This is a genomic window from Streptomyces odontomachicola (genome assembly GCF_039605595.1).
GTDB lineage: Bacteria > Actinomycetota > Actinomycetes > Streptomycetales > Streptomycetaceae > Streptomyces.
The window spans coordinates 350,668-367,829 of sequence record NZ_JBCFOK010000004.1; the positions used below are offsets into that span (position 1 = coordinate 350,668).

Sequence of the window (17,162 nt, forward strand, 5' to 3'; positions counted from 1 at the left end):
GCAGACGCAATCACATGCGTTCTCTGCGTATTCCCGTGAATTGCCTCTCGAAGTGACACAGCGAACGCCCCCGGCGGGCGTATTCCGTCCTGCCCGTACTTCGTACCGTCCGTCTCTCCCCGAGAGGCGCCCGGCTTCCCCCTTAATTGGCGGGAATTCGCCGTGCGGTTCTCGAGTGGTGAGTCCGTCGGTGCCTCCAGGTCAGGCCGGTGTGAGTACTGCGCGTATGTGAACGCGCCTATCGGAGACCGGAAAGGGTGAGTGCCAAGTGACGCAAATTGCTGTCCAGACGCCGTTGCAGGTTCTTGAGCATGAACCTTTCCTGCAGGTCACCTGGCGTGACTCCCAGACCTCGGCACGCGGGTACGTCGTGATCGACCAGCTCGTGACCGGCATCGCGACCGGCGGTCTCCGCATGCGCCCCGGCTGCACCCTGGGTGAGGTGAGCGAACTCGCCCGCGAGATGACCCTGAAGATGGGCGCGTTCGGAATTCACGTCGGCGGCGCCAAGGGCGGAATCGACTTCGATTCCGCCGATCCCCGCGCCGACGGGGTGCGCGAGCGTTTCCTGCAGGCGGTCACGCCGATGCTGGAGCGCTTCTGGGTGACCGCGGGCGACCTCGGCACCCAGCAGGAACGCCTCGATCAGTCCTTCGCGCGGGTCGGCCTCGGCGACACCTCCTTCCACGCCGCGGTGGTGCGCTCGCCCGCGGAGGCCGATGTGCGGGCACGCATCCGGCAGGCCTTCGCCACGCGTACGGAGGGGCTGAAACTGTCGGAACTGGTGGGGGGCTTCGGCGTGGCCGAGGCGGCCCTCGCCGCACTGGAGCACCGGGGCATCGGGGCCCCGTCGGCCCGCGCGGTCGTCCAGGGCTTCGGCGCGATGGGCGGCTCCACGGCGCTGTACCTCGCGCGGGCCGGGGTGAAGATCGTCGGCATCACCGACGTGCAGGGCCTCATCCTCAACACCGAGCGCGGCCTCGACGTGGAGGCTCTGCTCGCGGCGCGCACCACGAGCGGGGTCATCGACCGTTCGGCGCTGCGCGAGGACGACGCGGAACTCCCCGGCGACGCCTGGCTGGACCAGGAGGCGGACGTGCTGGTGCCCGCGGCCGTCTCGTACGCGATCACCGAGGAGAACTGCGAGCGCGTCCGCGGCAGTCTCGTGGTGGAGGCGGCGAACGTGCCCACCACCCCGGAGGCCGAGCGGCGGCTGCTGGAGCGCGGGGTCGCGGTCGTCCCCGACTTCATCGCCAACACCGGTGCGGCCGCCGGGGCCTGGTGGGTCATCCTCGGCGAGGTGGTCAGCCCCGCCGGCGCGTGCAGCCGCCTCTCCGCGCAGATCCGCCCGCTGGTCCGGGACCTCATGACCCGGGCCGACGGCGAGGGCACGTCGATGCGGGAGGCCGGTGTGTGCTTCGCGCAGGAGAACTCGCAGCGGCTGGTGGGGGAGTACGGGGAGGCCGTGGCCTTCCGTGACCTGTTCACCGGGGCGCCGATGGAGCGGGTCATGGCGGGCGGTCCCGGGGAAGCGGAGGCCGGCTTCACCGAGCCGGCCCTCGTGGAGGCACCGGTCGCCGAGCCCCGGGTCGTGGAGGCCGCCGGGTCGGAGGACGGGGTCGAGTCCGTGACCCCGCCGCCGAGCGGCGCGTTCGCCGACGCGGCGGGGCTGGTCGGCGCCGGACCGGAGGGCGGAAGGCAGCCCGCCGGCGCCTATCCGGCGTACTGGCCGGGACCGGCCGATCCCGAGGCGGGGCGCTCCTCGACGCCCTGACCCGCACGAGGAGAACGGGCAAGGAGGCCGCGCCGCGCAACACCGTGTGGCGCGGCCTCTCCGCGAGCACCACGTGGCGCGGCCTCTCCGCGAGCCGGACCGGCGCATGCACTGGACCTGCCCCCGCCGCGACGCATGCGCCAAGCCTGCCCCGACGGCGCCCTCACCCCCACTCCAGGCGCCACCCCACCCCAGGCGCCGCCCCACTCACCGCACCCTCGCCCCCGTCCCCGCCAGCTCCGCCCCGAGCGGGTTGGGGAACTGGGGCTGCACCCGCAGCTCTCCGAGCAGTCCGCTCAGCCGGTCCGCCTCCGCCGCCACCGCGGCCTCGGCCTCCGCGCCCCGGTCGGCGAGCAGGCGCCACACGATCTCGCCGTCGGCGCGCTGGGCCCAGCCGCCGATGATCTCGCCGTTCCACCACACGGTGGGCCCCGCGTTCCCGATCGTGTCGAAGAGCTGCGGCACGTGGCCGGGGTCGAGATACCAGTCGCGGTCGCGCCAGCCCATGGTGCTCGGGTCGAGCGCGGGCAGCAGCGCGGCCCAGGGCTCGGGCTCAGCGACGGGCTCGGTGTCGCCGGCCCGCACCCAGCCCGCGGTGCGCCGGCCCGGCGCGGTCTCCAGCTCCACGGTGTCCAGCTCCGTGCCGAGGTCGGCGACGGCGGTGCGCACGTCCCGCACCGGCCAGCCCGTCCACCACTTGAGGTCGGCCTCGGTGCCGGGCCCGAACGCGTCCAGCCAGCGCCGCACCACCTCCGCCTTCGCGGCCCGCGGATCGTCCCGTACCCCCTCGGCCGACGATTCGGCCCTGCCCTCCGGGCCGTCCGGCACGAACCAGCGGAAGGAGCCCGCCGTCCAGCCGCCCACCGGAGTGCCGCGGCGGATGCGGCCCTCCATGGCCAGCAGGCGCACCACCCGGCTGCCGACGCTCACCCGCGAGGCGTACTTCTTCCCCGGGGCGACGACCAGGGTGGCGGACAACTCCGGGACGGCGGCGGTCAGTTCGCGCAGGGGCAGCTCGCCGCGCTCGGCGAGGAGCGCCTCCGCCTTGCGGGCCGCGGCGTCCAAGCGGGCCTCGTCCCAGGCGGGTTCGGCACCGGCGAGCTCCTTGAGCAGGGCGCGCCGCTCCCGCGCGGCGATCTCCCGCGCCGTGGACGCCTCCAGCACCGGCACCAGCTCGCGGGGCACGGCGAAGAGCGTGCGCCGCATGCAGTGCATCCGCACCAGGCCCCGGTCCTCGTACAACGCGCGCTCCACATCGCCCACCGACGGCGATCTCAGCCTGGCCAGGGCGGAGAGCAGCACGCTCGGCGAGTCGGTCGCGTGCAGCCCGAGCAGCGGGGCCGCGGCCTCCTCGGTCCGCGCCGCGCGTGCCGAGGGGGCGAGCCGGTGCCGCAGTCCGAGCCGGGCGCGGCGCTGGGGGATCTCGAGGACGGTCATGGTGCTCACGCTAGGCGGAGCCACTGACAACGGGGGTCGAGGCGGCGGGCGGGGAGCGGGGCCGGGGAGCGGGGCCAGCGCGGCACGGGCCTTCCCGGGAACGCGTTCGCCCTGGTCAGCGCCCGGAAACCGGAAGCCCCGAGCCGCCTGATCGATCAGACATCTCGTGCGGTTAACATGTGAGCACCGCCTAGCTCGAAAGATGTGTCTGCCCTGTGACTGTCAACGACGACTCGTTCACCAACTGGAAGAACCGCGAGGAGATCGCGGAGTCGATGATCCCGCTCATCGGGAAGCTGCACCGCGAGCGGGACGTCACCGTCCTGCTGCACAGCCGCTCCCTGGTGAACAAGTCGGTGGTCAGCATCCTGAAGACCCACCGCTTCGCGCGCCAGATAGCCGGCGAGGAGCTCTCTGTCACCGAGACCCTGCCGTTCCTGAAGGCGCTCACCACCCTGGACATCGGCCCCTCCCAGATCGACATCGGCCTGCTCGCGGAGGCGCACCGAGCCGATGACCGCGGCCTGTCGGCCGAGGAGTTCACCGCCGAGGCCGTGGCCGGCGCCACCGGCGCCAACAAGATCGAGTGCCAGGACGGCCGCGACGTCGTCCTCTACGGCTTCGGCCGCATCGGCCGCCTGGTCGCCCGCCTGCTCATCGAGAAGGCCGGCTCCGGCAACGGCCTGCGACTGCGCGCCATCGTCGTACGGGGCGGTGGCGACCAGGACATCGTCAAGCGCGCCTCGCTGCTGCGCCGGGACTCCATCCACGGCCAGTTCCAGGGCACGATCACCGTTGACGAGGCGAACAGCACGATCAACGCCAACGGCAACGAGATCAAGGTGATCTACGCGAGCGACCCCTCGGAGGTCGACTACACCGCGTACGGCATCAAGGACGCCATCCTCATCGACAACACCGGCAAGTGGCGCGATCGCAAGGGCCTTTCGGAGCACCTGCGCCCCGGTATCGACAAGGTGGTGCTGACCGCACCCGGCAAGGGCGACGTCCCCAACATCGTCCACGGCGTCAACCACGACACCATCAAGCCGGACGAGCAGATCCTCTCCTGCGCCTCCTGCACCACCAACGCGATCGTGCCGCCGCTGAAGGCGATGGCCGACGAGTACGGGGTGCTGCGCGGGCACGTGGAGACTGTCCACTCGTTCACCAACGACCAGAACCTGCTGGACAATTACCACAAGTCCGAGCGCCGCGGCCGTTCCGCGCCGCTCAACATGGTCATCACCGAGACCGGCGCCGCCTCCGCCGTGGCCAAGGCGCTGCCGGACCTCGACGCGAAGATCACCGGCAGCTCGATCCGCGTCCCGGTCCCCGACGTCTCCATCGCGATCCTCAACCTCCAGCTGGAGCGCGAGACCACCCGCGAGGACGTCCTCGACCACCTCCGCGACGTGTCGCTGACCTCGCCGCTCAAGCGGCAGATCGACTTCACCAGCGCGCCGGACGCGGTCTCCAACGACTTCATCGGCTCGCGCCACGCCTCGATCGTCGACGCCGGCGCCACCAAGGTCGACGGCGACAACGCGATCCTCTACCTCTGGTACGACAACGAGTTCGGCTACTCCTGCCAGGTCGTGCGCGTCGTGCAGTACGTGTCCGGGGTGGAGTACCCGACGTACCCGGCGCCCGTGGCCTGAGCCCGCGCCGCCCCGGGCGGCCGTACGCGCCCGCCCCCGCACATCCGCCCCACGGCACCCGCACGGGAGCCGTGGGGCGGTGTCGTGTCGTCCCCCTCCGTGAGCACGGACGCGACGAGGGCAGGGAGGGCGCATGGCACCGCGCGCGAGGGCCGGTCACGAGGGGGCCGGCCAGGGGAGCGGCGATGAGGGGAGCGGACATGAGGGGGCGATCGGCGGGCGGCGGGTGCTCGTCGTGGACGACGACGCCGCGATCCTGCGGTCGCTGCGCAGGGGACTGCGGCTGAACCGGTTCTCCGTGGAGGTCGCCGCATGCGGCATGCGGGCGCTGGAGGAGGTGCGGCGCCGCCGCGTGGACGCGGTCGTGCTCGACGTCTCGCTGCCCGACGTCAGCGGGATCGAGGTGTGCAGGACCCTGCGCGACGAGGCGGACGACGTACCGGTGCTGATGCTCTCCGCGCTCGACGAGACCGCCGACCGGATCGCCGGACTCCAGGCCGGGGGCGACGACTACCTGGTCAAACCGTTCGCGCTCCAGGAACTCGTGCTCCGCCTGAACGCGCTGCTCCGCCGCCGCCCCGCCGAGGCCGGGCAGCAGGACGCGCGCGCCGCCGCGGTGCGCGCCGGTGGGCTGACCCTGCGCCCCGCCGAGCGCCGAGCGCTCCTGGACGGGCGGGAACTCGACCTCACACCCCGCGAGTTCTCGCTGCTGGAGGTGCTCGCGAGGAACGCCGGGATCGTCCTGGGCCGCGACCGGCTGCTGGAGCTGGTGTGGGGGTACGACGCCGAGGTGCGCAGCGACGCGGTGGACACGTTCGTGAGCTATCTGCGGCGCAAGACCGAGACGGGCGGGCGGGCCCGGCTCGTGCACACGGTCCGCGGAGTCGGCTTCGTACTGCGCGATGAGGAGGAACACGCCCGTGGGGGCGGGGCGTCGGACTCCGGCGCCGACGCGGGTGCGAGTGCGGGTGCCGGTGCGGGGGCGTGGTCGTGAAGCTGTCCACCCGCATCGCCCTCGCCGCCGGGCTCGGCGTGCCGCTGCTCGTGCTCGCCTGCGGCTGGCTGATCCAACTGCTCGTGGCCCAGGACCTGCACGACGGGCAGGACGCCCATCTGCGGGAACGGGCCAGGAGCGTGAGCCAGGACGCGCGCAGGCTGCTGCGCGTCACCGCCGACGGCAAGCCCGTGGCGGCGCAGCGGCGCGAGCGCGAGATGTTCGGCGCGGCGCTGGACGTGGGCGTCCGCGTGCAGGGCCCGTACGGGGCCGTGTCCGGCGGCCCGCAGCCGGACGAGCGCGTACGGCTGCCGCGTACGGCGCCGCAGCCGGTCACCGTGCGGGAGAAGGGAACGGACGAGGGGACGCAGGGAAACGGCGGCGGAGAGGAGGGGAAGAGCTGGCGGGTGCTGTCCCGGCCGCTGAACGGGCCGCACCCCGGGGTGCACGGGCGGCTGTGGCTGTTCCTGCCGGACTCGGCCGGCCGGGAGCAGATCGCCTCGGTGCGCGGCCGGGTGCTCGGCGTCGCGCTGGCCGCGGCGCCGGTGTCCGCGCTGCTCGCCTGGGCCGCCGCCTCCCGGGCCGGCCGCCCGCTGCGCAGCCTGCAGCGGCGGGCCGGCGGCCTCGACCCGCACCGGGGCAGCGCGCGGCTCACCCACACCCCGACCGGGATCAGCGAGGTGGACGACCTGGCCGCGACCCTGACCACGGTGCTGGCCCGCTACGACGAGCAGGTGGCCCGTACGGGCGAGGCGCTGGAGACGGCGCGCACCTTCGCCTCGGCCGCCGGGCACGAGCTGCGCACGCCCATGATGAGCATGCGCACCAACCTCGACATCCTCGCCGAGCACCCCGACCTGGACCCCGAGGAGCTGCGCGAGGTCGCGGAGGAGCTGCGCCATGAACACGAGCGGATGCTCGGCCTGTTGGTGATGCTGCGCGAACTGGGCCGGGGCGAACTCGTGGAGGACGGGGCGCTGTCCGACGTGGACCTGGCCGAGGTCGCCGAGGCCGCCGTCGCCGACGCGCGCCGCCGCGCCCCCGGCGCCTCCCTCACGATCGAAGCCGCTCCGGGGCGCGCGGTGGTGCACGGCTGGGAACCGGGCCTCCGCACCCTGCTGGACAACCTCCTCGCCAACTCCCTGGCGCACGGGCGCAGTCCGGGCGGCGGGGGTTCGGACACCGGCAGTCCGGACGGCGGTGCTTCGGGGGGCGGTGAGGCTCGGGTGCGCGTGTCGCTGAGCGCCGGGGAGGACCCGGAGTGCCTGGTGCTCCGGGTCGATGACGAGGGGCCCGGCATCCCTGCCGACCTGCGGCCCCGTGTTCTGGAGCGGTTCCGGCGCGGGCCCGGGAGCAGCGGTTCAGGACTGGGGCTCACCCTCGTCGCGCAGCAGGCCGCGCTGCACGGCGCGGAGTTGCGCATCGGGGACGGGCCGGGTGGCCGGGGTACGCGGGTCGAGCTGCGGTTCGCGGTGCGCGGGGCGGCCCACAAGGAAATCACAAAGACGCTCTCTACCTTCCGGTGAATCGCGCCGCGAAACGGAAGGAAGGAGCGTCATGCGCCATCGCACACTCGTCGCCGCACTCTGCGCGGCTCTGCTCTGTGCGCTGCTGAGTTCGTGTTCGGCATGGCCGGACGACGACGCGTCGGGAGCCACCTCGACGGCCGCGCGCAGCACGGCGGGAGGGCAGCACAAGCCGAACATCGTGTACGTACTGACCGACGACTTGTCGGCCGACCTCGTGAAGTACATGCCGCACGTGCGGCAGATGCAGAAAGAGGGAACGGAACTCCCGAACTTCTTCGCCACGGATTCGCTGTGCTGCCCCTCGCGTTCGTCGATCCTGACGGGCGAATACCCGCACAACACCGGGGTGTTCACCAACGGGGGAGACGACGGCGGCTACAAGGCGTTCCTCAAGAACGGCAACGAGAAGGAGTGCTACGCGCCCGCGCTCCAGAAGGCCGGATACCGCACGGGGTTCATGGGGAAGTACCTCAACGGCTACCAGCCGGAGGCGAAGAAGCGGGGGTCCGTGCCGTCCGGCTGGAACGAGTGGGACGTGGCCGGTGACGCGTACTCGGAATACAACTACGACCTCAACGAGAACGGCCGCGTGAAGCACTACGGGAACGACCCCGAGGACTATCTGACGGACGTCCTCTCCCGTAAGGCGACGTCCTTCGTGGACGATTCGGCCCGCAAGAAGAAGCCGTTCATGCTCCAGATGTCGACCTTCGCCCCGCACGGGCCCGCCACTCCGGCGCCCCGGGACAAGGGCAAGTTCCCCGGGCTCAAGGCGCCGCGCACTCCCGCGTACGACAAGGCCACAGAGAACGCGCCGGAATGGCAGCGGGACCTGACGCCGCTCAACGCGACGGAGAAGAAGCGGATGGACCGCACCCATGCCAAGCGTGTCCGCTCCGTGCAGGCCGTGGACGCGATGATCGGGCGCCTCAGGGACCAGCTGGAGAAGAAGGGGCTGGCGGACGACACGTACGTCATGTTCGGCTCGGACAACGGGTTCCACATGGGCGAACACCGTCTGCGGCAGGGCAAGCAGACCGCGTACGACACCGATATCCGGGTGCCGATGACGGTGACGGGGCCCGGTGTCCCGGCCGGCGGGCGCGTATCGGAATTCGCGGAGAACACCGATCTCGCTCCGACCTTCAAGGACCTCGCGGGCCTGAAGCCGGATACCGAAGCCGACGGGCAGAGCCTCGCCGGACTGCTGCGCGGACAACGGGAGAAGGACTGGAGGGACGCGGTGCTCGTCGAGCACCGGCATTCCTCGGTGAAGAAGGGGGACCCGGATGCGGCGCCCCGCAACACCGGCGACCCGCCGAGCTATGAGGCGCTCAGGACGGCGGACGCGCTGTACGTCGAATACGCCGACGGGGAGAGGGAGTTCTACGCGCTGGACTCCGACCCGTACCAGCTGGAGAACCGCGCCGACTCCCTCACGGAGAAACAGCGCGCGGCCCTCCACGACAGGCTGGCCGCGATGAGGAAATGCAAGGGAGCGGAAAGCTGCCGTGCGGCCTCGCAGGAGCGCGGCCGCACGGAATGAGGAATCGGGCGTCAGGGGCGCGGGCGTGAACCGTCCGCGTCCTCCGCCTCCTGCTCGCGCTGCTTCTCCTTGCGCTTCTCCTTGAGGCGGACCGTCTCCTTGCGGACCTCGGCCTGGGTGGCGCGCTCCTGCCGCAGCCATTCGGGCTGCTCCGCCTTGAGCGCCTCGATCTGCTCGGTGGTGAGCGGCTCGGTGAATCCGTTCCGGGTGAGACCCGAATTGGAGATGCCGAGCTTGTCGGCGGCGACGGGGCGCGGGTGCGGGCCGTTGCGGCGCAGTTCGCGCAGCCACTCGGGCGGATCGGACTGGAGCGCGTTCAGCTCGGCGCGCGAGACGACGCCCTCCTGGAATTCGGCGGGGGTGGCGGGGAGGTACACGCCCAGCTTCTTCGCCGCGGTCGCGGGCTTCATCGTCTGGGTGTTCTGCTGCGACGTCATGACATCCAGGGTATCGACCGTGCGCGGTGCCGCCGACCACGCGCCGGCAGGGCCCCGGCCGGCCCCGACCGGCCTCCGACCAGGGGTGTCGCCGCGGACCGTTAGCCTTGAGGGGTGACTGAACCGGAGGTTTCCCCGTCGTTCCGGCTCGCCTATGTCCCGGGCGTGACGCCCGGCAAGTGGGCGCGGATCTGGAACGAGCGGCTGCCCGGCACCCCGCTGGAGCTGCTCTCCCTGCCGGCGGCCGAGGCGCCGGGCGTGCTGGAGGAGGGCGGCGCCGACGCGGGGCTGGTGCGGCTGCCGGTCGACCGCACGGTGTTCAGCGCGATCCCGCTCTACACCGAGACCACGGTCGTGGTGGTCCCCAAGGACCATCTGGTGACCGCCGCGGACGAGGTGACCTGCGAGGACCTGGACGACGAGGTCGTGCTGCACCCGCTCGACGACACCCTCGGCTGGGAGAGCCCGCCCGGCGAGCCCGCCTTCGAGCGGCCGGCCACGACCGGCGACGCGATCGAGCTGGTGGCCGCGGGGATCGGCCTGCTCGTGGTCCCGCAGTCGCTGGCCCGCCTCCACCACCGCCGCGACCTGACGTACCGCCCCGTCACGGACGCCCCGCAGTCCGGCGTCGCGCTCGCCTGGCGCGAGGACAGGACCACGGACCACGTCGAGGACTTCATCGGCATCGTCCGCGGCCGCACGGTCAACAGCACCCGCGGCCGCGCGGGAGCCGCTGCCGCCCGGCCGAAGGCCGGCCAAGCGAAGACGAACCCCTCCAAGACCAAGGGGAAGCAGCCGGGCAAGCAGGAGCAGGGCGGCGCGCGGAAGTCCACGCAGGGCAAGCCCGCCCAGGGCAAGCCCGCGCGCGGCAAGGGCGCGGGCGGCGGCGCACGCGCCGGCAAGGGCGCCAAGCCCGGCAGGCCCGGCGGCAGGCCGGGAAAGCCCCGCCGCCGCTAGAGCGGGCCCGCGCGCGTACGACTGCTCCCGTACCGCTGCTTCCGTACGCCGCCCCGTACGCCAGCCGAGAAGCGAACCCCCAGCTCAGGCCCCCGAGACCCCCGCGATCCACTCGTACACGCGCCGCGCGTCCACCCCGCTCTGCCCCGCCTCGATGAAGAGCCCGGCCGAGGCGAACGCCGGGTCGCCGACCGTGTCCGGCACGTACGGCACCGCCACGCACCGCATGCCGGCGCGGCGCGCGGCCTCCGCGCCGGGCGGGGAGTCCTCCAGGACCACGCAGCGCCCGGGCTCCACGCCGAGCCGGGCCGCCGCCTCCAGGAACACGTCGGGCTCCGGCTTGCCCGCGCCGACCTCCTCGGCGGAGACCGTCGTGCGCAGCGCGCCGTCGAGCCCGGTGCCCGAGAGCACGGCCTCGATCGCCGCGCGGGAGGACCCCGAGGCCACCGCCATCGGATGCCCGCCCGCGCCCAGCAGCTCCACCAGCGTCCGCATCTGCGGGAAGACCTCGGTGCGGGTGCGGGCCAGCTCCAGGTAGCTGCGGTTCTTCTCGTGCAGCAGCTCCTCCAGCGAGGCCGCGAGGGAGCGCTCCCGCCGCAGCGTCTCCAGCGTCTCGCGGGTGCCGATCCCGATGAACCGCGTGTGGTCCTCCCAGGTGAAGCCGTCGGCGCCGTGCAGCGCGAGCACCCTGCGGGTCGCCTCGTAGTAATTGGGCTCGCTGTCGACCAGGGTGCCGTCGAGGTCGAAGAGGACGGCGGCGGGAGCGGGGGAGTCGTTCATGGTCACCAGGGTGCCAAGACGGCGGACCGGGGCGGCGAAGGAGGTGATCGAATCCGGTTTCCGGGGCGCGATTCCGGATAGCGGTACACTTGCCGGGGTCGATGGCGCTGCGGAGCTTCCGCGGCGCCTTTTTCATGTCGGCCCATGCCGGTCATCAAGGGATTGAGCGGTCATTACGGTCTTGCCGGTCTCGTCATGGTTCGTTCCAGATCGTGCACGTACGTCGGGAGGGGTTGAGCAGTGCTGAAGAAGGTGTTCATCGCGCCGGACCCGGGGCGGCTGCGGCTGCGCGTGGCCACCCGCGCCGTGCTCGGCATCGGCCTCGCGGTCACCGCCGCGGCCCTCGCCGGGATGCCCCTGGACGCGGTGATCACCGCGGGGCTCGTGGCGCTGCTCGCGCTGTTCACCGTCGCCGATCCCACCGTGCGCGGGCAGGCGCTCAGCACCGCGCTGTTCCCCGCGGCCGGTTTTCCCGCGCTGGCGCTGGCGGCAGCGCTGCACGGGTACGCGCCCGCGCGGGACGCCGCGTTCCTGCTGGTCGTCTTCTGCGGCGCGTACGCCAGGCGGTGGGGCCCGCGCGGCAACGCGCTCGGCATCTACGCGTTCATGAACTTCTTCGCCGCCCAGTTCCTGCACTCCACCCCGGCCCAACTGCCGCTCCTGTACGCCGCCTCGGCACTGGCGCTCGCCGCCGCCGCGCTCGTGCGCTTCGCGCTCTGGCCCATCGAGCGCCGCACCCCGCCGCCCGCGCAGCCCGCGCCGCAGGCGGCGAGCGGCCTGCGCAGGCCCAGCACGCGGCTGGCCTGGCAGGTCACGGCGGCCTCCGCGCTCGCGCTCGCCGCGGGCCAGCTGCTCTCGCCCGACCGCTGGTACTGGGCGGTCGGCGCCACCTGGTGGATCTTCGTGAACACCGCGTCCCGCGGCGAGACCCTCGTACGCGGCTTCCGCAGGGTCCTGGGCACCGTCACCGGCATCGCCGCCGGGCTGCTCATCGCGGTGCCGCTGGACGGCGCGACCTGGCCGACGGCCGCGGTCGCCGCGGTCTGCGTCTTCGGGATCTTCTACAGCGCGCCGCTCTCCTACAGCTGGATGATGTTCTTCGTGACCGTCCTGGTCGGCGTGCTGTACGGGCTGCTCGGCGTGCTGCACCCGGGGCTGCTCGCGCTGCGGATCCAGGAGACCGCCGTGGGCGCGCTCGGCGCCGTGCTGGCCGTGGCCGTGGTGCTGCCGGTCACCACGCACCAGGCCACCGACGCGTGGATACGGCGCGCGGTGCACTGCGTGCACGACTGCACCCGCGAGGCCGCCCGGCGCATCGCCGGGGACGAGAGCGCCGATCCCGCGCCGCGCATCGCCGAACTCGAACTGCTCCTCGGCCGCGTGCGCATGTCCCTCGCCCCGCTGGTGCACCCGCTCAGCCCGCTGCGCGCCCGCAAGGCCAGGGCCCGCACGGTGCTCGCGCTGCTCGACGACTGCGCGCGCCAGGTGCGCGGCCTCGCCGGCGTCGCCGCCGACCCGTACGCCTCGCACGACGCGCGGCTCACCGCCGCCTGCGAACGCGTGGAGGCCGCGGTGCACGGCCTCGTCTCCCCGCAGGGCCTGCGCGGCGACGGCGTACGGAGGGAAGCCGCGGCGCGTCTCGCGGAGGCACCGGGCGCCGCCGCCCACCGGTCCGCCGCTCACCGAACCGCCGCCCACCGCGCCGAGGGGCACCCGGCGCACGAGCGCGCGCTGGCCCATCTGCACGGGCTGGAAACGGCGTTGGGCGCGCTCGCCGCGCCCGTGCACAGCGAACCGGGGGCGCCGCTCACCGCCGCGTGACCGCCTCCGCGTGCTCCCGCGCGCGGGAGCACGCGGCCGGGGAACGCGCTGCTAACGTCGCGCGCAGCGGCCCTGCTGTCACGGGCCACGACGGACGAGGACACGTCGGCGAAGGGACGCACTGCGGTGAGCGACGAGAGCGGACAGCACGCGTACGGGGCCTTGACCAACGGGGCCTTCATCGGCTCCTTCACCTCGGCCGGCGGCCGCGGCGTCACGGCGGCGCACGCAGACCCCGCCACGGGCGCGCTCACCCCGCGGCACCATACGGAGACCGCCGTGCCCGACCCCTCCTACCTGGCCATGGGCGACGGCCTCCTGTACGCCGTCAGCGAGACCGAATCGGGCGCCGCCGCGGCATTCTCGCTGAGCGGCACGGGCGAGGAGGGGCGCCCGGAACTGCTGGGCGCGCCGGTGCCCGTGCACGGCGACGCGCCGACCCACCTGGCGCTCGCCGGGGGACGGCTGTTCATCGCCAACTACACCTCGGGGAACGTCACTTCCCTCCCCGTACGCGCCGACGGCAGCCTCGGTACGCAGGCCGCCACCCACCAGCACGAGGGCTCGGGGCCGGACAAGGAGCGGCAGGAGGGCCCGCACGCGCACGCCGTCGTGCCCGACCCCTCGGGCCGCTGGCTGCTCTGCGCCGACCTGGGCACCGACTCGGCGTGGATCTACGAACTGGGCGGTGACCAGCAGGAACTCCGGCTCCACCGCGAGGTCGCGCTGACGCCTGGTTCGGGGCCGCGGCACCTGGTCTTCCACCCGGACGGCACCCGCGCGTACCTGACGAACGAGCTGGACTCCACCATCACGGCGCTGCGTTGGGACGCGGCCGACGGCGTACTGGAGCCGGCCGGCTCGGTCCCGGCACTGCCCGAGGGCGAGCCCGGCGAGGCCAACTTCCCGTCGGGGATCGTGGTGTCCGGCGACGGCCGGTTCCTGTGGGTGGCGAACCGCGGACACGACAGCATCTCCACGTTCGCCCTGCCGGAGAGCGGAAAGGGCGAAGGACTGCCGCGGTTGACGGACAGCGTCCCCTGCGGCGGCCACTGGCCGCGCGCGCTGGCCCTGCACCCCACGGGCCGCTGGCTGTACGCGGCGAACGAGCGCTCCGGCGACGTCACCTGGTTCGCCCTCGACGCGGACACGGGGGCGCCGCGCCGCGCCGGTTCGGTGACCGCTCCCGCCGCGTCCTGCGTGGTGTTCACGGGCTGAGGCGTACGAGCCGAGCGGACTGAGCCGTGCGGGCTGTGTCGTACGGACTGAGGCGTGCGGACTGAGGCGCGCGGAACGGGGCGTACGGGCCGCGTCGTACGAGGTGAGGGTGCGCGGCCGGGCGGCGCCTGTGCGCGGGGACCGCGACAGCGCGCCGCCCGTGCGGCCGGGGTGCGTCAGCGCACCGGCATGCCCTGCTGGGACTGCGACTGCGCGATGCCCAGCTTGGCCGCGTAGGTGGAGGCCACGAGCTTGCCGACCGCCGGGTACGCGCCGAGCGGCTCGGCCGTGGAGCAGCCCGCCTCCTGCGCAGCCGCCTCCAGCAGGCCCTCCGGCACCTCGGGGCCGATCAGGCACGGGGCGACCGCGAGGTGCTGCGAACCCGACTCGCGGAGCTGGTCCGCGGTGCGCGCGATCGCGCCCTCCTCGTCGAGCCCCGCGGCGAGCACCGGCACGGCGAGCCGGGCCGCGAGCAGCATGCCGGTGATCCCGGCGGCCTGCACGGCCTCCTCGCCGCCGACGGCCGCGAGCACGATCCCGTCCGCGGCCGTTGCGACCGTGAACAGGCGGGCGCGGTCCGCGCGGGCGAGCCCGGCCTCGGACAGCTTCACGTGCACGCCCTCGGCGAGCAGCGGGTGCGGGCCCAGGACGTCGGTCAGCTCGGCGCCGGGACCGCTGTTCAGCACGATCTGGCGGATCTGCCGGACGCTCGCGGCGTCGGGCCCGGCCAGCAGCGGCACGACGACGGCCGTCGGACCGTCCTCGGCCTGCGCTTCACCGGTGCCGGCCGCGTCCTGCGAGACGGCGGCGGCACGCTCGGAGGTCGCCCGGCCGAGCACGGCGTCCAGCGCGGGGAACTCCTCGTCCCCGCCCTCGACGAAGCCGATGCGGGCGTCCAGGCCCGGCAGCTCGGAGCGGGCTATGCTCAGCGTCTCCTCGGCGATGCCGCGGGTGGCGGAGGAGGGGGCGCCGGGGACCGCCAGCACCAGCGCCGGTGCGTTCTCAGGGGCGACGACAGGCTCCGGCCGGCGGTGCCGTCCGGGCTGGCGTGGCCGTGGCATTCGTACGGGCAGGCCATTGTCCGGCCCAGTGGGGGAGCTCATGCGCCCGCATGCTAATGCCTTGACGCATTCCATACTTCTCGCGGGGGAGAGCAGTCCGGGAATGTCCGCTTCGCACCGCGCGTCGAACGGGCGCTTCTGTGCGGTCCCGTCAATGGACGCTCAGCAGACCGGAACCGTCCGGCAGCCGCAGCGCCCCCTGCGACAGCCGCGCGGCGACCACCAGGGCGCCGTGCAGCGGATCGCCCTCGGCCGCCACCCTGGGCACCCCGGGGAGCAGCGCAGCCAACTCCCGTTCCAGCGGCGCGCGCAGTGCGTCCCCGAGGCGCAGCAGACCGCCGGTCGCCGCGACCGCGGGCTGAACCCCTCCAACCTCTTCGCGCGGGCAAACCGCCGCCGCGCTCACCGCGATCTCCCTGGCCGCCGTCGCCAGAATGCCGACGGCCACGGGATCGGGCCCCGTACCTGTGTCGGAAGCCCCCGCCTCCCCGCCGCCCTCCGCGCACCGTGCGACCTCCGGCGCGAACGAGGCCAGCACCGCCGCACGGTCGTCCCGCGGATACACCTGCGCGGGCAGCCCGCTCAGCGGCGCCCCGAACACCGCCTCGGCCCGCTCCCGCAGCGCCGCCGAACCGCCCTCGCGCCCGTCGTACGCGCGCAGCGCCGCCTCCAGACCGGCCCGCCCGATCCACGCGCCGCTGCCGCAGTCGCCGAGCAGGTGCCCCCAGCCGTCGGCCCGCCGCCACTCCCGCAGGTCCGTGCCGAGCGCGATCATGCCGGTGCCCAGGGCCAGCACGGCGCCGGGCCGCTCGCCGAGCGCCCCCACGTACGCGGTGACCGCGTCCGCCGCCAGAGCCGTACGCCGCACCCCCAGCTCCCGCGCCAGCGCGCCGGGAAGGGCCGCCCGGAGATCGTCACCGAGTGCCGCCATTCCCGCGGCGCCGACGCACGCGGCGCTCGGCTCTCCGGCCCCCGCAGCCTCCAGCAGCGCGCGGGCGGCGGGCACCACCTGCTCCAGCATGTGCGCGGCCTCGATGCCCGCGGGACCGGTGCGCACCGGCTCGGTCAGCGCGACCGAGCCGCACTCCACGGGCGGCTCCGAGGGCCCGGCCCCCGCGCGTGCCAGCGCCAGCCGCAGGCCCGAGCCGCCGGAGTCGACGCCCAGCACCCAGGCGCCGGGACCGCCGGCGCCGCCGCCGGGGCGGTGCGCGGTCATGGCAGGCGCCAGTCCACCGGCGGCGCGCCCTGCTGCGCCAGCAGCTCGTTGACCTTGCTGAACGGGCGCGAGCCGAAGAACCCGCGGTCCGCCGACATCGGCGAGGGGTGCGAGGACTCCACGGCCGGGTAACTGCTCAGCATGGGGCGCAGGTTGCGCGCGTCCCGCCCCCACAGCACCGAGACCAGCGGCTTGCCGCGGGCGGCCAGCGCCTTGATCGCCTGCTCGGTGACCTCCTCCCAGCCCTTGCCGCGGTGCGCGGCCGGTTTGCGCGGCGCCACCGTCAGCGACCTGTTGAGCAGCAGCACGCCCTGCCGGGTCCACGGCGTCAGGTCGCCGTTGGACGGGCGGGGCAGGCCCAGGTCGTTGTGCATCTCCCGGAAGATGTTCTCCAAGCTGCCGGGAAGCGGGCGCACTTCGGGCGCGACGGAGAACGAGAGGCCCACCGCATGACCCGGTGCCGGGTACGGGTCCTGCCCGACGACGAGGACCCGCACCTCGTCGAAGGGCTGCTGGAAGGCGCGCAGCACGTTCTCCCCGGCGGGCAGGTAGGTTCTGCCCGCCGCGATCTCCGCGCGCAGGAAGTCGCCCATCGAGGCGATGCGTTCGGCAACGGGCTCCAGGGCCTTGGCCCAGCCCGGTTCGACGATTTCGTTCAACGGTCGTGCAGCCACGGCCGGTCACTCTACTGGCTCAGGCGCGGTGCCCACGCGCCGTCCCCGCCCGTCTCC

Annotated in this window: 14 protein-coding genes; 8 read left to right on the plus strand and 6 right to left on the minus strand. The window is 73.7% G+C overall.

The annotated features are described in order from the left end of the window. Positions 1-268: 268 nt before the first annotated feature. Positions 269-1,774 carry a Glu/Leu/Phe/Val dehydrogenase dimerization domain-containing protein gene (locus ABEE00_RS09320; RefSeq protein WP_345744823.1) on the plus strand — a complete coding sequence of 502 codons (1,506 nt, stop codon included), beginning with the start codon at positions 269-271 and terminating at the stop codon, positions 1,772-1,774. A 207-nt stretch (positions 1,775-1,981) separates the two neighbouring features. On the opposite strand, the gene ABEE00_RS09325 is transcribed toward ABEE00_RS09320, so the two are convergent. Next, a complete protein-coding gene (locus tag ABEE00_RS09325) occupies positions 1,982-3,211 on the minus strand; it encodes a winged helix DNA-binding domain-containing protein (protein ID WP_345744824.1) in 1,230 nt (409 codons plus the stop codon). A gap of 215 nt (positions 3,212-3,426) precedes the next feature. Here ABEE00_RS09325 and ABEE00_RS09330 point away from each other — a divergent pair, with 215 nt between their 5' ends. The 4 genes from ABEE00_RS09330 (at position 3,427) to ABEE00_RS09345 (ending at position 8,941) form a co-directional block, all read left to right on the plus strand. Further along, entirely contained in the window at positions 3,427-4,872 is a 1,446-nt protein-coding gene (locus ABEE00_RS09330; protein WP_345744825.1) for a glyceraldehyde-3-phosphate dehydrogenase, read from the plus strand. Positions 4,873-5,005: 133 nt separating this feature from the next. Further along, complete coding sequence (locus tag ABEE00_RS09335; protein ID WP_345744826.1) at positions 5,006-5,866, plus strand: response regulator transcription factor; 861 nt, start codon at positions 5,006-5,008, stop codon at positions 5,864-5,866. Next, positions 5,863-7,392, plus strand: coding sequence for a sensor histidine kinase (locus tag ABEE00_RS09340; RefSeq protein WP_345744827.1), 1,530 nt, complete (start codon positions 5,863-5,865; stop codon positions 7,390-7,392). The genes ABEE00_RS09335 and ABEE00_RS09340 overlap by 4 nt, the downstream gene beginning before the upstream one ends. Positions 7,393-7,423: 31 nt before the next feature. After that, positions 7,424-8,941: a sulfatase family protein gene (locus tag ABEE00_RS09345; protein ID WP_345744828.1), complete on the plus strand. Its 1,518-nt coding sequence runs from the start codon at positions 7,424-7,426 to the stop codon at positions 8,939-8,941. A gap of 11 nt (positions 8,942-8,952) precedes the next feature. On the opposite strand, the gene ABEE00_RS09350 is transcribed toward ABEE00_RS09345, so the two are convergent. After that, entirely contained in the window at positions 8,953-9,378 is a 426-nt protein-coding gene (locus tag ABEE00_RS09350) for a DUF5997 family protein (RefSeq protein WP_345744829.1), read from the minus strand. 114 nt (positions 9,379-9,492) lie between these two features. Here ABEE00_RS09350 and ABEE00_RS09355 point away from each other — a divergent pair, with 114 nt between their 5' ends. After that, positions 9,493-10,335: a LysR family substrate-binding domain-containing protein gene (locus tag ABEE00_RS09355; protein ID WP_345744830.1), complete on the plus strand. Its 843-nt coding sequence runs from the start codon at positions 9,493-9,495 to the stop codon at positions 10,333-10,335. An 84-nt stretch (positions 10,336-10,419) separates the two neighbouring features. On the opposite strand, the gene ABEE00_RS09360 is transcribed toward ABEE00_RS09355, so the two are convergent. After that, positions 10,420-11,115: an HAD family hydrolase gene (locus tag ABEE00_RS09360; protein WP_345744831.1), complete on the minus strand. Its 696-nt coding sequence runs from the start codon at positions 11,113-11,115 to the stop codon at positions 10,420-10,422. Between the two features lie 243 nt (positions 11,116-11,358). Between ABEE00_RS09360 and ABEE00_RS09365 the strand changes: the two genes are divergently transcribed. Continuing rightward, a complete protein-coding gene (locus ABEE00_RS09365) occupies positions 11,359-12,936 on the plus strand; it encodes an FUSC family protein (protein ID WP_345744987.1) in 1,578 nt (525 codons plus the stop codon). A gap of 126 nt (positions 12,937-13,062) precedes the next feature. Further along, complete coding sequence (locus ABEE00_RS09370) at positions 13,063-14,154, plus strand: lactonase family protein (RefSeq protein WP_345744832.1); 1,092 nt, start codon at positions 13,063-13,065, stop codon at positions 14,152-14,154. A 176-nt stretch (positions 14,155-14,330) separates the two neighbouring features. On the opposite strand, the gene ABEE00_RS09375 is transcribed toward ABEE00_RS09370, so the two are convergent. The 3 genes from ABEE00_RS09375 to ABEE00_RS09385 form a co-directional block, all read right to left on the minus strand. Beyond that, entirely contained in the window at positions 14,331-15,215 is an 885-nt protein-coding gene (locus tag ABEE00_RS09375) for a sirohydrochlorin chelatase (protein ID WP_345744833.1), read from the minus strand. Positions 15,216-15,366: 151 nt separating this feature from the next. Then, positions 15,367-16,431, minus strand: coding sequence for an N-acetylglucosamine kinase (locus ABEE00_RS09380; RefSeq protein ID WP_345744834.1), 1,065 nt, complete (start codon positions 16,429-16,431; stop codon positions 15,367-15,369). Then, the gene (locus ABEE00_RS09385; protein WP_345744835.1) at positions 16,428-17,105 is read right to left on the minus strand and encodes a uracil-DNA glycosylase; all 678 of its coding nucleotides are present in this window, start codon (positions 17,103-17,105) and stop codon (positions 16,428-16,430) included. Before ABEE00_RS09385 ends, ABEE00_RS09380 begins: the two co-directional genes overlap by 4 nt. Positions 17,106-17,162: the final 57 nt, after the last annotated feature.

Coding starts and splice junctions, on each gene's coding strand:
- ABEE00_RS09325 (WP_345744824.1), bottom strand. CDS start 3,211: ATGACCGTCCTCGAGATCCCCCAGCGCCGCGCCCGGCTCGGACTGCGG.
- ABEE00_RS09335 (WP_345744826.1), top strand. CDS start 5,006: ATGGCACCGCGCGCGAGGGCCGGTCACGAGGGGGCCGGCCAGGGGAGC.
- ABEE00_RS09345 (WP_345744828.1), top strand. CDS start 7,424: ATGCGCCATCGCACACTCGTCGCCGCACTCTGCGCGGCTCTGCTCTGT.
- ABEE00_RS09350 (WP_345744829.1), bottom strand. CDS start 9,378: ATGACGTCGCAGCAGAACACCCAGACGATGAAGCCCGCGACCGCGGCG.
- ABEE00_RS09360 (WP_345744831.1), bottom strand. CDS start 11,115: ATGAACGACTCCCCCGCTCCCGCCGCCGTCCTCTTCGACCTCGACGGC.
- ABEE00_RS09375 (WP_345744833.1), bottom strand. CDS start 15,215: ATGCCACGGCCACGCCAGCCCGGACGGCACCGCCGGCCGGAGCCTGTC.
- ABEE00_RS09380 (WP_345744834.1), bottom strand. CDS start 16,431: ATGACCGCGCACCGCCCCGGCGGCGGCGCCGGCGGTCCCGGCGCCTGG.